Annotated in this window: 16 protein-coding genes; 3 read left to right on the plus strand and 13 right to left on the minus strand. The window is 73.2% G+C overall.

Going from position 1 to position 15,254, the window contains the following annotated elements; all coding sequences use genetic code 11:
- Positions 1–10: 10 nt before the first annotated feature.
- The 9 genes from ADK52_RS16075 to ADK52_RS16115 form a co-directional block, all read right to left on the minus strand.
- Positions 11–808 carry an ABC transporter permease gene (locus tag ADK52_RS16075; RefSeq protein WP_053690493.1) on the minus strand — a complete coding sequence of 266 codons (798 nt, stop codon included), beginning with the start codon at positions 806–808 and terminating at the stop codon, positions 11–13.
- Positions 795–1,814 carry a 2-aminoethylphosphonate ABC transporter permease subunit gene (locus ADK52_RS16080; RefSeq protein ID WP_234343851.1) on the minus strand — a complete coding sequence of 340 codons (1,020 nt, stop codon included), beginning with the start codon at positions 1,812–1,814 and terminating at the stop codon, positions 795–797. Before ADK52_RS16080 ends, ADK52_RS16075 begins: the two co-directional genes overlap by 14 nt.
- Positions 1,807–2,856 carry an ABC transporter ATP-binding protein gene (locus ADK52_RS16085; protein WP_053690494.1) on the minus strand — a complete coding sequence of 350 codons (1,050 nt, stop codon included), beginning with the start codon at positions 2,854–2,856 and terminating at the stop codon, positions 1,807–1,809. The genes ADK52_RS16080 and ADK52_RS16085 overlap by 8 nt, the downstream gene beginning before the upstream one ends.
- Entirely contained in the window at positions 2,853–3,602 is a 750-nt protein-coding gene (locus ADK52_RS16090) for a phosphonatase-like hydrolase (protein WP_078988364.1), read from the minus strand. The genes ADK52_RS16085 and ADK52_RS16090 overlap by 4 nt, the downstream gene beginning before the upstream one ends.
- Before the next feature lie 5 nt (positions 3,603–3,607).
- The gene (locus ADK52_RS16095) at positions 3,608–4,729 is read right to left on the minus strand and encodes a TIGR03364 family FAD-dependent oxidoreductase (protein WP_053690495.1); all 1,122 of its coding nucleotides are present in this window, start codon (positions 4,727–4,729) and stop codon (positions 3,608–3,610) included.
- A 147-nt stretch (positions 4,730–4,876) separates the two neighbouring features.
- Positions 4,877–5,641, minus strand: coding sequence for a GntR family transcriptional regulator (locus ADK52_RS16100; RefSeq protein ID WP_053690496.1), 765 nt, complete (start codon positions 5,639–5,641; stop codon positions 4,877–4,879).
- Between the two features lie 33 nt (positions 5,642–5,674).
- Positions 5,675–6,478, minus strand: a complete 804-nt coding sequence (locus ADK52_RS16105; protein WP_053690497.1) for a hypothetical protein — start codon at positions 6,476–6,478, stop codon at positions 5,675–5,677.
- Between the two features lie 241 nt (positions 6,479–6,719).
- Positions 6,720–7,376, minus strand: a complete 657-nt coding sequence (locus tag ADK52_RS16110) for a maleylpyruvate isomerase N-terminal domain-containing protein (protein ID WP_053690498.1) — start codon at positions 7,374–7,376, stop codon at positions 6,720–6,722.
- 288 nt (positions 7,377–7,664) lie between these two features.
- Positions 7,665–8,753, minus strand: coding sequence for an ROK family transcriptional regulator (locus ADK52_RS16115; protein ID WP_234343853.1), 1,089 nt, complete (start codon positions 8,751–8,753; stop codon positions 7,665–7,667).
- A 55-nt stretch (positions 8,754–8,808) separates the two neighbouring features.
- Here ADK52_RS16115 and ADK52_RS16120 point away from each other — a divergent pair, with 55 nt between their 5' ends.
- On the plus strand, positions 8,809–9,942 hold the full coding sequence (locus ADK52_RS16120) for a Gfo/Idh/MocA family oxidoreductase (RefSeq protein WP_053690500.1): 1,134 nt from the start codon (positions 8,809–8,811) through the stop codon (positions 9,940–9,942).
- Between the two features lie 81 nt (positions 9,943–10,023).
- Positions 10,024–11,271, plus strand: coding sequence for an ALF repeat-containing protein (locus ADK52_RS16125; RefSeq protein WP_053690501.1), 1,248 nt, complete (start codon positions 10,024–10,026; stop codon positions 11,269–11,271).
- 120 nt (positions 11,272–11,391) lie between these two features.
- Here ADK52_RS16125 and ADK52_RS16130 read toward each other — a convergent pair whose 3' ends face one another.
- From ADK52_RS16130 to ADK52_RS16145, 4 genes are all read right to left on the minus strand, one after another.
- Complete coding sequence (locus ADK52_RS16130) at positions 11,392–12,249, minus strand: fumarylacetoacetate hydrolase family protein (protein WP_053690502.1); 858 nt, start codon at positions 12,247–12,249, stop codon at positions 11,392–11,394.
- A gap of 122 nt (positions 12,250–12,371) precedes the next feature.
- Positions 12,372–12,989, minus strand: a complete 618-nt coding sequence (locus tag ADK52_RS16135) for a YidC/Oxa1 family membrane protein insertase (protein WP_053690503.1) — start codon at positions 12,987–12,989, stop codon at positions 12,372–12,374.
- 111 nt (positions 12,990–13,100) lie between these two features.
- Positions 13,101–13,406 (minus strand): DUF6412 domain-containing protein, encoded by a 306-nt coding sequence (locus ADK52_RS16140; protein ID WP_107090077.1) that lies wholly within the window; start codon positions 13,404–13,406, stop codon positions 13,101–13,103.
- A 53-nt stretch (positions 13,407–13,459) separates the two neighbouring features.
- Positions 13,460–14,359, minus strand: coding sequence for a class E sortase (locus ADK52_RS16145; RefSeq protein ID WP_324615919.1), 900 nt, complete (start codon positions 14,357–14,359; stop codon positions 13,460–13,462).
- Here ADK52_RS16145 and ADK52_RS16150 point away from each other — a divergent pair.
- On the plus strand, positions 14,310–15,254 hold a 945-nt coding region (locus tag ADK52_RS16150), incomplete at its 3' end, for a hypothetical protein (protein ID WP_053690505.1). The genes ADK52_RS16145 and ADK52_RS16150 overlap by 50 nt on opposite strands.

A 15,254-nucleotide genomic window follows, 5' to 3' on the forward strand; every position in this document is an offset into this window, starting at 1 on the left:
GGAAAGGGAGTCAGCGGTACGCGGCTCTGGTGCGGATGCGGGAGACGGCCAGGAGGACCAGCAGGGTGGTGGCCATCAGGACCACGGCGACGGCGGACCCGCCGAAGAGCGAACCGCGGTCGGTGGCGGTGAAGATCCGGACCGGGAGGGGCATCCAGTCCGGCGGGTAGAGCATCATCGTGGCGCTCAGCTCGCCCATGGACAGGGCGAAGCAGAGTCCGGCGGCCGCCGTCAGGGACGGCAGCAGGAGGGGGAGCTTGACCCGCCACAGCACGTACGCGGGACGGGCGCCCAGGGAGGCCGCCGCCTGTTCGTACGCGGGGTCGAGACGAACGATGGCGGCCGAAACCGACTGATAGGAAAACGCCGTGACAAGAATCGTGTGCGCCAGGATCACGATTGAGCTGGTGCCGTTGAGCAGCAGCGGGGGCTTGCTGAACGCGACCAGGACGGCCAGGCCCACGACCACGGACGGCACGGCGACCGGCAGCATGAACAGGGCGTCCAGGGACCGCTTCCCGCGCCGCTTCAGCCGGGCCGCGGCCAGCGCGGCCCAGGTCCCGACGGTGAGCGCGAGCAGGCTCGCGACGAGGGCGGTCACCAGCGAGGTGGTCAGCGCCTGGAGGGATTCGCCCTGCACGGCGGAAGCGTAGTTCTCCGTCGTCGGGCCGGAGGGGAAGGCCCCGGACCAGTGGGTGGAGAACGACGCGGTCACCACGACGAGCAGGGGCAGGGCGAAGAGCGGCAGGAAGAGGAGACCGAACAGGCCCCAGGCGGCCCAGCGGCCGGTCTTGCTATGCACCAGCACGCTTGCTCACCACCCGGTAGAGGCCGAACAGGCCGACGGAAATCGCGATGTTGACGACGGCGACCACGCAGGCGGCCGAGTAGTCGGACTCCAGGATCGCCTTGCCGTAGACGAGCATCGGGAGCGTGGTGACGTCCTTGGCCCCGGTGAACAGCACGATGCCGAACTCGTTGAGGCACATGACCAGGACGAGGCTGCCGCCGGCGGCGAGCGCCGGGAGGGCCTCGGGGAGGATCACGCGCCGGATGATCCGGGCGGGCTTCGCGCCGAGCGAGGAGGCCACCTCCAGCTGGGCGGTGTCCAGCTGGGAGAAGGCGGCGAGCAGCGGGCGCATCACGAAGGGCGTGAAGTACGTGATCTCCGCGAGCAGCACGCCCCACGGGGTGGTGAGGAAGTGGAACGGCCCCTCGGCGCTGCCGCTCACGTCGGTCCACAGCCCGTTGGCCATGCCGACCGTGCCGTAGATGAAGAGGAGGGCGAGGGTGATGAGGAAGGAGGGGAAGGAGAGGAAGACGTCGATGAACTTCGCGACGGCCTTGGCCCCGGGGAAGGGCACGAAGGCGATGATCAGCGCGAGTACGAAGCCGAGGACGAGGCAGCCGACGGTGGCTCCGGCGGCCAGCCAGACCGTGGTCCCGAGCGCCTCGCGGAAGGAGTGCGAGCGGAAGACGGAGGCGTACGCGTCGAAGGCGCCGCCGCCGTTCTCGGGGCTGAAGGACTGCTGGACGACCAGGGCGAGGGGGTAAAGGAAGACCAGCGCGAGCGCGGCCACGGGCGGCAGGGACCAGAGCCAGCCGGGCACGGTACGGGGTCCGCGCGCGGCGTGGGCCGCGGGGCCGCCGGGGTCTCCGGGGCCGCCGGGGGATCCAGGGGCTCCGGCCGGCGCGGAGCTCCGTACGGTCTGCTGCCGGGTCCGCGTCCCGCCATTGGTCTGGGGTGGGATCGGGGGCTGGTGCGGGGTCTGCTGCGGGACGGTCGTGGCGGCCGGTGCGGGGACCTCAGCCATCGGAGACTCCCGCCGACAGCAGGACCGCGTCCCGGGGCTCGAAGTGCAGGGTGACGTGGTCGCCCAGCGCCGGGGTCTCGCGCAGCTCCGGCAGGTCCGCCTTGATCCGGTGGCCCTCGACGTCCACGTACAGGCGGTGCGTGGAGCCGCGCCACTGGACCTCGGTGATCGTCCCGCTCAGCGCGTTGGGACCGGCGCCGAGACCGAGCAGGTGCGGCCGTACGCACAAGGTGGCGTGCGCTCCGGGGACGGCGCGCCCGCGGTCGAGCTCCAGGGCCCGCCCCGCGAAGAGCGCCCCGGACTCGGCGACGGTCACCGGCAGCAGGTTCGCGTTGCCGACGAACGAGGCGGTGAACTCGGTGCGCGGCGCCCGGTACAGCTCCTGCGGCGTCCCGCAGTCCTGGAGCCGGGCCTTGTCCATGACCGCGATCCGGTCGGCGAGCGTCAGCGCCTCCACCTGGTCGTGCGTGACGTACAGAATCGATACGTCGGGCAGTTCGCGGTGCAGCCGGGCCAGTTCGGCGAGCATCCCGGAGCGCAGCTGCGCGTCGAGCGCGGACAGCGGCTCGTCGAGCAGGAGCACCCCGGGCCGGATCGCCAGCGCGCGGGCGATCGCCACGCGCTGCTGCTGCCCGCCGGAGAGCTCGCGCGGGTAGCGCTTGGCGTACGCCGCCATGCCGGTCATCTCCAGGGCCTCGGCGACGCGCCCGGGTATCTCGGCCTTGGGGGCCTTCTGCGCCTTGAGGCCGAAGGCCACGTTGTCCTCGACCCGCATGTGCGGGAAGAGCGCGTACTGCTGGACGACCATGCCGATGCCGCGCTTGTGCGGCGGGAGCGCGGTGACGTCCCGGCCGCCGATCAGCACCCGGCCCGCGGCCGGCCGCACGAAGCCGGCGACCGCGCGCAGCGCCGTGGTCTTGCCCGAGCCGGAGGGGCCGAGCAGGGCCATGACCTCGCCGGGCTCGACGGTCAGGTCGAGGCGGTCCAGCACGGTGTTGCCGCCGTACGCGACGCTGACCCCCTCGAAGCGGATGCCGCTCACGCCGACTCCAGCAAGGCCGCGGGCAGGTCGGCGATCGACTCGATGACGTGGGTCGCGCCGTGCTCGGTGAGCGTCGCGCGGTCGTGGGCTCCGGTGAGGACGCCCGCCACGACTGCGGCCCCGGAGCGGCGGCCGCAGAGCATGTCGTACGCGGTGTCGCCCGCGACCACGACGTCCCGTACGTCGTCGGCGGCGCCGGTGCGCAGGAACGCGGCGAGCACCATGTCCGGGTAGGGGCGGCCGCGGCCGCCCGCGTCGGCGGGGCAGAGGGTGAGGTCGGCCAGGCCGTGCCAGCCGAGGGCGTCGAGGATGGCGTCCTGGGTGACGCGGGCGAAGCCGGTGGTCAGTACGACGGTGCGGCCGTCGGCGCGGAGCTTCTCGATGGTCTGGCGGGCGCCGGGGATCGGGGCGATGAGCCCGCCGTCGACGAGCTCGCCGTAGGCCTCCTCGAAGGCGGAGTTGGCGCGCTGGGCCAACTCCTCCGTGCCGAAGAGGTGGCGGAAGACGGAGATCTTCGACTCGCCCATCGTGTCGCGGACGTACTGGAGCTTGGCCTCGTGGTCGGCGGTGCCCGGTTCGACGCCGATGCGCTCGGCGGCGAGCTCGAAGGCCCGCTCGACGAGGCCGCCGTCGGCGACGGTGGTGCCGGCCATGTCGAGGACGACCAGGCCGCGGTCGTTCCTCGTGCTCAGGTTGCTCAGGTTGCTCGCGTTGCTCAGGTTGCTCGCGTTGCTCGCGTTGCTCATGTTCTCTACCAGCCCAGTTCGTTCGCGGTGGTCTCGGCTATGGCGGGCGAGCAGGTCATCCCGCGGCCGCCGGGTCCGGTCACCAGCCAGACGCCGTCGGCCACCTGCTGGCGGTGGACGACGCGGGTGGTGTCGGTGCATTGCGCGTACACGCCCGCCCAGCGGTGCCGGATCTTCGGCAGCGGGCGGCCCAGGAAGGACTCGACGACCTCGGTGAGGTACTCGTACGGGTCTTCGAGGGTGTCGAACGCGAAGGGGTGCTCGTACTCGTGGGTGTCGCCGATGGTCAGTCCGCCGTCCTGGCGCTGGACCATCAGCAGCTGCATCTTGTGCGCGGCGGCGACCGGCGCCTGAGCCTGCTCGGCGTTGAGGGCGTCGAGGGCGTCGCTCTTGTACGCGGGGTAGTAGCGGAAGCTGTCGGCGTCCGCGATGGAGGTGGTGAGCTGCTCGCCGAGCGGGGCGGTCTGCATCATCTGGAGCCGGACGCGGCGCACGGGCAGGTCGGGGACCAGCTCGCGGACCATGCCGGACAGCCAGACGCCGGTGGCGAGGACGACGGCGTCGCCCCGGTGGACGTCACCGTGGTCGTCGCGGACGGCGCCGTTGCCGACGACCTCGCGCACCTCCCGTCCGGGCAGGAAGGTGTAGCGGCCGCTCGCCCTGAGGGCCTCGCGCAGGTGGAGTTGGGCGGTGCGCGGTTCGACGGCCGCGTCCCGCTCGCACCACAGGGCGGCCTCGAAGGCGCCGCGCAGGGCGGGGTTGATCTCCCGGGCCTTCGCGGCGGTGACCAGTTCGTAGCCCCGGGCGGCGGCGTCGGGGCGGGCGGCGGCCGCCTCGGCGACCGCGTACTCACGGGCGTTGCGCACCGGGGTGAGGGAGCCGATCGCGCGGAAGCCCAGGCCGGGCACCTCCGCGCCGATCCGCTCCCAGAGCTCGCGGGCCCGCAGGGCGGTGTCGAGCTCCTCGCCCCCGGCCCGTCCACTGACCCAGATCTGGCCGAAATTGCGCAGTGACGCGCCGCGGGCCTCGGCCTCTCGCTCGATCTGGACGACCTCGTGGCCGCGTTCGACTGCTTGCCAGGCGTGCATGGTGCCGACCACGCCGCCTCCGACGACTATGACTCTCACGTGCCCCACGGTGGCCGTGCCCCGTGGACCGGGGGGATCGCGACGGCAACGGGACGGTGAACAGCCCCCGACGCTTGGACTAGACCCGTTACCTTCTCGTGATATCCATACGCCCCTTTTCGCCGCCTTGCGCCGATCCGCTCGGGACTATTCGGGCCGCAGGTGGGTCGTGAAGCTGAACCGGTCACCACGGTAGAGCGAACGCACGCGCTCCAGCGGACGCCCGTCCTGGTCCCGCGAGAACCGGTGGATGAGCAGCATGGGGAGGGCCGGCGGGGTGCCGATCAGGAGGGCCTCGCGGGGGGTGGCGAGGACGGTCTCCAGCTTCTCGTCGGCGTCCCCGAAAGAGATCCCGAGCCGGTCGAGGAGGTATCCGTAGAAGGAGGAGTCGGGAGGGAACTCGCTGTCGAGGCGGGGCGCCCGCGCCACCCGGATGTACGTGCTCTCCAGGCCGACCCGCTCGTCGTCGGCGAGCAGTACGCGCTCCAGGTGCCAGACGGGCTCGCCGGGTTCGGCTCCGATGCCGGGGGCCAGCTCGGGCGGGCAGGGGAACTGCTCCAGCCCGATGAGGTTACGGCCGGGGCGGCGGCCCTGGCGGCGTACGCCCTCGGTGTAGCTCGCGAGGGAGAGGGGCTGTTCGAGCTTCGGGCCGGCGACGACGGTGCCGCGGCCGGAGCGGCGGAGCCGGCCCTCCAGGAGCAGCTCGCGCAGGGCCTGCCGTACGGTCTCGCGGGACACCTCGTACCGCTCGGCGAGATCCCGCTCGGTGGGCAGCGGACCGCCCTCGCCGAGGTCGTCGAGAAGGTCCGCGATGAGGGCCTTGACGGCGTAGTACTTGGGGATGCGGCCGTGCTCCGGGATGCCGGAACGGACGGGCGAGCCGGGGCGGTGGTGCAGGTTCTGTTCTTCCACCCTGGGACTGTACGCGGGCCGGGTGTACGGAGATCAGCGCGCCGGGGTGCGGGGGGTACCGGGGGTGCGGGGGATGTCGGCGGCCGGAGGGTCGGTCCGGGCGCGCAGGCGGCGGGCGGCCAGCAGGAGGCCGGCGCCGGCGGCGAGGGAAGCGACCCCGCCGATGCCGAGGAGCCGGTTGCGGGGGCCGGTGTGGGCGAGGGAGCCCGCGTCACCCGTCTGGGTCTCGGGGCCCTCGATGGAGAACCGGTAGCCGCCCGCCTCGCCGACCCAGTCGCCGTCGTCGGCCTTGCGCTGCACGAGGGCCGCGTCGGCGAGGACCTCGCCGGGGGGCGTGCCGGGGGCGAACGCCAGGCTGACCCTGACGGTCAGGGAGCCGCCGGCCCGGACGGCGAAACCGGAGAAGGCCTCGCCCCCGTCGAAGACGGCGATGATCTCGTCCCGGTCGCTCCGCTCCAGGCTGACGGGGAAGGTCCCGCCCGGGGCCTCGAACTCCATCCGGAAGTGGGCGGGGAGCAGGGCGTGCGCCTTGTCCGTGAACACCACGACGGGGTGGATGGCGGTGCACTCGGAGTTCGTGGTGTTGGTGAGGTCCAGGAACCACGTCTGCGGCCCGCCGCCGGTCCGGTACACGGCCGGCCCGCCGCGGATCCGCGCGCCGATGGGGAAGGCGCTGCTCTTCCCGTCGCCGCAGGTGGCCTCGATCCGCGACGGCAGCGCGGGCGCGGGGCGGGCGCCGCCGCCGTTGCCGACGTCGGCGGCCGCGAGCGGTGCGGAGAGGGCGACGGCGGCCAGGACGGGGACGGCGGAGAGGGCAAGGGCTTTGCGCAGTCGCATGGAAGACCTTCGCTTCGCTGCTCGCCGGACGGGAGGACGGTGAACGGGCTGAACGGGCTGGACGGGCTGAACGGGCCGGGCGGGGCGGGCGGGCCGGGCGGCCTGGCGGCTGACCCGGACGACCGAACGGCCCGATGGTAGGAAGAGGCGACAATCACCCCGGCCTCCCGGCACCCTCCCACGCGCCCGCACCCCCCTCCCCCCGCCACGCCTGCCGGCTCCCGCCTTACGCCTGATCGGATCAGCCGAGGACGAAGGGCACCCGCGCGGCCAGCGCACCGAGTTCCGCCCGCTCCGCGGGGGTCGGCGCCCGTCGGCCGGTACCCACGAGAAGCGCGTCGCGATCCGAGAACGAAGCGGGGAAGGCGGCGCCGGCGACCTGCTCCAGCAGCGCACGGGACCGGGCCAGCCCTTCCGGGGGCGGTGGGGGCGCGTCCGGGAGGTGCACGATCAGGTCGAGGTGGTGGAGCGTCCATTCCAGGACGTACGCGGTGAGGTAGTCGGCCACCGTGAGGACCTTGTCCTGGGTCAGCACCCGCAGCCCGGGGTCGGCGAGTTCCGCGGCACGCCCGGCGGCGGAGCCGACGTCGTCGAGGTGGAATTTGAGCAGGCCCGGATCCTCGTACGCGGCGGCCAGCCGCACGACCAACGCGTCGAGCGGATCCTCGCCGCCGGGCGGCTGATCGGCGACGTTCCAATAGCTCGCGGCATCGGCGGTCGGCTCGCCGGAGGCAGGGGTGACGAGGGTGATCAGAACGTCCTGCGCATCGATGACCAGATGACACACGAGATCCCGGACGAGCCACCCCCGACACCCGGAATCCCGCCCGAAATCCGCATCCGCAACCCCCTCCACGACCCCCCGCAAGGCCGCCCACGACCGCAAGAAGAGCTCCATACGAGCAACGTAGCCCCCACCCCCGGCCGGCCGCCCGATTCAGCCCCGCCGGTCCATCCCCGCCGCGCCGGCGTTTGAGGCGCGGGCTCTGGGGGCGGAGCCCCCGGGACGGGGTCCGGGGCTGCGCCCCGGGAAACGGAGTAAGGGCGGGGCGGGGAAAGCCCCGCGCAGCGGCCCCGGCGGCCCCGCCCCGCCTCCCGGCGGCCGCGGCCGCAGCCGAGGCCATCGCGAGGCGCAGGGCCCCGGGGCCGGCCCCCGAACACGACGCGCGCGCCGCCAGGCGGAGCCTCAGCCCACGCGGCCGAAGAGCGGGGCCAGGGCCAGTTCCGCCGCGCCCTCGGCGACACCGTCCTCGGACGCGGCGACCTCCGGAATCGGGCCGCCCAGGGTGCGGGCCTCCAGGACGCGGCGGACGCCCGTCGTGAAGACCTCCGGTGCGGAGTCCACCACGCGCCCTCCCAGCCACACCCGGTCCACGTCCAGCAGCGCGACCACGTTCGCGGCGCCCTCGCCCAGGATCCGGGCCGCCTCCTGGAGGTCCCCGCGGGCCACCGCGTCCAGGCACAGCACCTCCGCGCATCCGCGGCCTCCGCACCGGCAGGGCGGACCGTCCAGCATCAGGACCTGGTGCCCGAACTCCCCCGCGGCGGAACGTTCCCCGCGGAAGACCTCACCGCGGAGCCGGAGCCCGGCCCCCAGGCCGGTGCTGAGGTGCAGGTACACGGAGGTTCCGACGGCCCGGCGGCCGGGGACCGCGACCCCCGCGTTGGTGTCCTTGTCCAGCAGTACCGGCGGGGCGTCGGGCCCGAGCCGGTCCGCCACCGCCTGCCGCAGCGGGAACCCCTCCCACTCGGGGTATCCCGTCACCCGGCCCAGTACGCCGGCCCGCCAGTCGAGCGGTCCCGGCGCGGCGACGCCCACGCCCAGCAGGGACCCTGCGCCCGCGTCCCCGCACAGCCGGTCCACGGCTCGTACGACCTCGTCCGCGACGGCATCCGGTCCGGCCGCGAAGTCCAAGGGGCCGCGGATCCGCTCGACGACCGTGCCCAGCATGTCCACCCGTACCGCCCGCAGCTCGTCGCGGTCGGCGTGCACCCCGACGGCGTGCCGGGCGCCGGAGGCCAGCTGGAGCAGCGTCCGCGGCTTGCCCCCGGTGGACGCGCCACGGCCGGCTTCGGCGACGAGTCCCTCCGCGCGCAGCCGCCCCGTGATCTTGCTGACGGCCTGCGGGGTGAGGCGCGTGAGGGCGGCGAGGTCGGTGCGGCCCAGGCCCTCCAGACCCGCTTCGCGGAGCAGGGCGAGTACGAGCGCGTCGTTGTGACCCCGCAGCGCCGGTAGGTTCGCGCCGCTTCCGTTGCTTCCCCTACGCCAGTCCACCTCTCCATTGTCCACCTTCCTTGCACTTAAGCAACACTGTTGCCAAAGTGGATGCATGAACGCCTCCCCCTCCGCTTCCCCCTCCGCTTCTCCCACGCGGTCGAGCGGCCCCCTCCGCGTCGGCCTCATCGGTTACGGACTCGCCGGTTCCGTCTTCCACGCGCCGCTCGTCTCGGCCACCGACGGGCTCGTCCTCGACACGGTCGTCACCTCCGACCCCGGCCGGCAGGCCCAGGCGCGCGAGGCGTACCCCGGCGTCCGGATCGTCGGCACGCCGCAGGAGCTCTGGGACCTCTCCCCCGCCCTCGACCTGGTCGTCATCGCCTCCCCCAACAAGACCCACGTGCCGCTCGCGACGGTGGCCCTGGGCGCCGGCATCCCGGTCGTCGTGGACAAGCCGCTCGCCGCCACCGCCGCCGAGGCCCGCGAGCTCGCCGCCCTCGCCGACGAGACCGGCACGTTCCTGTCCGTGTTCCAGAACCGGCGCTGGGACAACGACTTCCTCACCCTGCGCCGCCTCATCGCCGACGGCGAACTCGGTGAGATCCAGCGCTTCGAGTCCCGTTTCGAGCGCTGGCGCCCGCAGCTCAAGGGCGGCTGGCGCGAGTCCGGAGCCCCGGAGGAGATCGGCGGCCTGCTGTACGACCTCGGCAGCCACGTCGTCGACCAGGCGCTGGTGCTGTTCGGCCCGGCCGTGCGCGTGTACGCGGAGACCGACGTGCGCCGGCCCGGCGCCGAGGCGGACGACGACACCTTCATCGCCGTCACGCACGCGAACGGGGTCCGCTCCCACTTCTACGTCAGCGCGACCACCGCACAGCTGGGTCCGCGCTTCCGCGTCCTCGGCTCCCGCGCGGGCTTCGTGAAGTACGGGCTCGACCCGCAGGAGGCGGCCCTGCGCGAGGGACAGCGGCCGGGCGTCGGGGACGCCCCGTGGGGCGAGGAACCCGAGCACCTGTGGGGCCGGGTGGGCTCCGGCGAGTCCCCGCTGACCGGCGGCGGAGCCCCGGTGCGGACCGCGCCGGGGGACTACCCGGCGTACTACGCGGCGGTCGAGGCGGCTCTGCGCGAGGGCGGCCCGGCCCCGGTCACCGCGCACGAGGCGGCGCAGTGCCTGGCCGTGCTGGAGGCGGCGCGGATCTCGTCCCGGGACGGGGTGACCGTCGAACTGAGTGCCGCCATGTCCTGAAAATGGACAGTTTGAGGGTCGAATGCGATCTATCCTGCACAGGTTGTAGATCATCACATGTGTGAAGAACGGAACCTGTCTGTGAAGCTGCCCCGGATCGCATCGGCCGTCGCCACCGCCGCGATGGCCCCGGCCGTCCTGCTCGCGTCTCCGGCCTTCGCCGCGGACACCCCGGCGCCGGCCGCACCGGCGGCTCCGACCGTGCCGGACCGGGCCGCGGACGAGCCGGCGGAGAAGCCGGAGGGCCGGGCGGCGGCCAGGCCGGCGGACCGGGCGGCGGACACGAAGACGGACACGAAGGCGGAGAAGCCGGCCGACGACCCCCAGGCCGCGAAGGACCGGGCCGCCGTCCAGGCGGTCCTGGCGGACCCGGCGAGCGGGCCGGGCGTACGCGAGGCGGCCGAGAAGGCACTCAAGGGATCGGCCGCGGACCTGCGGAAGTTCCTCGAGGTGGAGTGGGCGCGGGAGCAGTTCACCGATGACCGGGTACGGATCTCGCAGATCATCAACGGGGGCGGCCGGGCCGTACAGAAGGCCGGCAAGGCCGCGCTGAAGGCGGACACCCAGGCCGCGCTGACCGAGTTCCTCGAGCACGGGCAGCACACGGCCCGCTTCGAGGACGACCGGGTCGAGATGCTGCGGATGCTCCCCGGAGCGGGCCGGGGCATCACCGAGGCGGTCAACCGGCTGCTGGACAGCGGGACTCCGGAGGAGGTCCGCGAGTTCGTCGCGACGGGGCAGCACAAGATCCGGGCGGTGGACGACCGGGTGGCGCTGTTCGCGATGCTCGACGGGGCGGGCCCCGGCCTGAAGGAGGGAATCGTCAACCTCCTGAAGGGGAACCCGACCCCGGCCGAGCTGCGCACCTTCGTGACGACCACGCAGCACGAGCTGCGCGACGACGACAACATGGTCCTGATCTGGGCGATGCTGAACAAGGCCGGCCCGGAGCTGAAGAAGGCCGCGATCACCGCCATCAACGGCACGCCGGCGGACCGCGCCGAGTTCCTGAAGACCGGACAGTTCACGGCCCGCGACAAGGACAAGGCCGCGGCCGACGCGCAGACCGGCAAGCCGGACGCGGGCAAGGACGGCACCGGAAACGGCACCGGCACCGGCACCGGCACCCAGCAGACGGGGACCACCGCCACCGGTACTCAGCCGGTCGGCAACACCCACGTGACCACGGCGGGCGGCACCGGCGGCGCGCTCGCGAGCACGGGCACCCAGACCGCCCTGATCGCGGGCGGCGGCGCCGCCGCGCTCGGCGCGGGCGCCGGCCTGGTCTTCGCCAACCGGCGCCGCCGCCGCACGTCCACGAAGGGCTGACCCGCACCTCGTACGTACACGTACACGTACACGTACGCACACGTACGCACACGTACGGAAACGCAAAAGGGGCGGGACCGCGGATGGCGGTCCCGCCCCTCACACGCGAACGCGGAGCGACTACGCGCCCTTGAACTCCTGGCGCTGACGGCCGAGGCCCTCGATCTCCAGCTCCACGACGTCACCGGCCCGCAGGTACGGCTTCGGCTCCGGCTGGCCCATGGCCACGCCCGCCGGGGTGCCGGTGACGATGACGTCGCCCGGGTACAGCGTCATGAACTGGCTCAGGTACCGGACGACCTCGCCGACCGGGAAGATCTGGTCCGCGGTGTTGCCGTCCTGCTTGAGCGCGCCGTTGACCCACAGCTTCAGGTCCAGGTCCTGCGGGTCCGCGACCTCGTCGGCGGTGACCAGCCAGGGGCCCAGCGGGGTGAACGTCTCGCAGTTCTTGCCCTTGTCCCAGGTGCCGCCGCGCTCGATCTGGAACTCGCGCTCCGATACGTCGTTGACCAGCGCGTATCCGCCCACGTGAGCCAGGCCCTCCGCGGCGGAGGACAGGTAGCGGGCGGTGGCGCCGATGACGACGCCGAGCTCGGCCTCCCAGTCGGTCTTCACGCTGCCGCGCGGGATCAGCACGGTGTCGTCCGGGCCGACCACGGTGTCCGCGGCCTTGAGGAAGAGGATGGGCTCGGCCGGCGGCTCCGCGCCGATCTCGGCGGCGTGCCCGAAGTAGTTCAGCCCGATGCCCACGATCTTGCCGATGCGGCCGACCGGCGCACCGATCCGCAGCCCTTCCGCGTCCAGGACCGGAAGCTCGCCGGACTCCGCCGCGTCCCGTACCCGGGACAGCACGGATTCGTCGGCGAGCAGGGCGCCGTCCACATCCGTGATCAGGCCGGACAGGTCGCGCAGGGACCCGTCCCGGTCGAGCAGCGCGGGGCGCTCTGCCCCGACCGGTCCGACGCGCAGCAGCTTCATGGGCATTCTCCCGTGGTCGTGGGTGGTCGGCCCATGGGCGAGCCCGGGGCCTGCCGATGGGTTGCGGCCATCGGAGAATTGGTTGATCCTCCAAGATGCCCGGCCAATCCGCAAGACCCTGTTCACAGACTGGAACGCTTGCGGTGCTGGAGCCAGGCCCGCTCGGCCACGGACCACGCGGTGGTGGTCACCAGGTACAACCCGGCCGCCAGCGGCACCACGGCCGCCGTGATCAGCGTCCCGAACGACAGCAACGGCAGTACGCCGCCCAGCTTGCGCAACGCCGCCTGCTGCTCGGCGCTCACGTTGGCGGCCGCGACCGGGACCGGGACGGGCGCCTCGGCGGCGGCCCGCCGCCCCCGTACGGCACTCCACGCGGCGACCGCCGCGATGGCCGCGAACAGCCCCAGGAACACCAGTCCCTGCGCCCCGAGGAAGCCGCCCGCCCCGAGGGCATCGCTCCACCGGGCCCCGAGCGGCGCGGCGAACAGCCGGTGGTCCAGCAGTTCTCCGGACGAGGAGAAGGCCCGGTACATCAGGAAGAACACCGGCAGCTGGAGCAGCACGGGCAACAAGCCGGCCATCGGCGTCGCACCGCGGAACGCGGCGCGGTTCAGCGGGTGCAGGGCGAGCCGTACGAGCACGGTGAACAGCACGATCGCGGCAGCGGTCGCGGACTCGGCCAGTACAGGCTCCAAGAGCCGGCCCAGCTCTTCAACAAGGCGGGTGAAAACGGACACGCGGGCCCTCCGAGGGGTCTCGTCAACGTCGAAAGAGGTGCATTTCGGCGTGACGACCACGAGGGGCAAACCGACGAACGAAAGGGAGAGGAACGAGGAGGAAGGATGCCCCTACGCGGCCGTCAGGACGAGACGGCCGGGCGCCCTGGGCCGCGACCGGCCCGAGGCGTCGGGATCGCGCTGCGGCAGGAACGCCGTGCGCTGCTCGCGATCACGTATCGCGGTGCGTATGCGGTGGGGCGGCACGGGCCGTACGAGCCGGGCGGCCAGGGCCGCGGCGCCCACGGCGACGGTGGCGGCGAGGGCGACCACGACGGCGCCCAGCCCGCCCTCCCCGACGAACAGCCCGAGGAGCCCGACGACCCCGGCGAACAGGAGCAGGGACATCAGCAGCCGCCGACGATCAAGCCGTGCCATGCCGAGCCCCCCTCCCAAGATCCGATCGCTACCACCACAACCAAGAACGCGATCTATCTCCTCAAGGTTCCCCAGACCACGAGCCGATATCTGGAGGTGTACTCGGGCGTGCAGGTGGTCAGCGTGATGTACGCGCCGGGTTCGCCGTACCCGTACTCCGGCCGGACCGTACTGTGCGGCACGGGCGCGATCACCCCGGTGTCCCGCTCGCTGGTCTCCCCCAGCGTCTTGCCGACCACGTACGTGTACCGCTGCCCCCGCACGTCGACGATCAGCTCGTCCCCGGCCCGCAACCGGTTGATGTACCGGAACGGCTCGCCGTGGGTGTTGCGGTGCCCGGCGAGCGCGAAGTTCCCCTGCGCCCCGGGCTGCCCGGTCCCGGGGTAGTGCCCGGCGTACCCCTTGTCCAGCACGGCCCGCTTGTCGACGCCCTGCGCGATGGGCACGACGACCCCGAGCCGCGGAATCCGCAGGACCCCGTACGCGGACTCCCGCGCGGGCGCCCCGGCCCCGGCCCCGGCCCCGGAAGGCGACGAAGAAGGCGCCGGACCCGCGGCAGACCCGGAACCGGAACCGGCCCCGGACACAGCCCCAGACCCAGGATCTGCCCCGGACCCGGACCCGGGATCGACAGGAGGACCCCACCGTCTCTCCAACTCCCGGACTTCCTCATGGGCGGAGGCGAGGGCCTGCCGGTTGGTCCACCACACCTGGTGCACCACCAGCAACAACACCACCACGCCCACGGTGACGGCCAGTTCCGCAGCCCCCCACAGCACCCCGGCAAGACCGGCTCGCCGCCCGCGCCGGCCGCCCCCCTGCACCACCACACGCATGTGATCCCGCACGGGCCGCACCTTAAGACCTCCCCCGTCAACAGACCAGGGCAGTACGGTGTGAACCATGCGCCCTGACACGCCAGCCGAGCACATCGCCGAAGCCGAGCGCCTCATCCGCACGGCGACCCGTTACCCCGAGGACCAGGAGCCCCTGCTCCTCCAGGCCGCGGCCCACCTCGAACTGGGTGACGCCCGGGACCGCGCCAGCGCGCTGTACGACCAACTCCTCGCCTCCTCACCCGCCGATCCGCACCTGATCAAGGCGCTCCAGGCGGCGAACCTGTGGGAGTACGGCCACGAGGCCGAGGCCCGCGCCCTCATCCAGGGCATCCGCGCGGCGGCCCCGGCGGATCCGGCCCCCTGGGAGGTCATCGCGGAAACCCTGGAGGCGCACGACGAGTTGACCGCGTCGGAGGAGTGCTTCACCGAGGCCGCCGGCCTCCTCATCGCGGAGAACGCGCCCCTCACCCAGGCCACCACGGCCCTCCTGACGGGCCGGCACCGGGTCCGCCGCCTCCTCGGGCTCCCGCACGACGAGTGGGACATGGTCGCCGACACCCGCCACATCGGCCCGATCCCGCTGGACGAGCTGCACGACCCCAAGCGCATCTGGGCCCTCGGCTCCGACGACCCGGCCGAGCTGCGCGCCGAGATCGCCCGCCTCCGCGCCGAACTGGGCGACCGCCGCGCCGCCCTCTCCCGCCCGTTCCCGGTGGCGATCCTGCACTGGCCCGCCCGCGAACTGGCCGAACTCCTCACCTCGTACCCCACCCTGGCGGTGGAGTACCCCTCGCACGAGGCCCACCTGGCGCACATCGAGTCCTCGCTGCGCGCCCTGGCCGCGTCGGGTACCACGAACCTGGGCATCGTCACGGCCAGTGTCCCCTCCTACGAGGCCTTCGCGGCATCCGAGAAGACCTCCCCGGCCTCCCCGTCACTCCTCCCGGAGTACGCGACGACCCTGGCCGCCCGCGGCAAAGCCACCCCCTGGCCCCCCACCCCGCCCCCC

The organism is Streptomyces sp. WM6372 (genome assembly GCF_001279655.1).
In the GTDB taxonomy this organism is placed as follows: domain Bacteria; phylum Actinomycetota; class Actinomycetes; order Streptomycetales; family Streptomycetaceae; genus Streptomyces.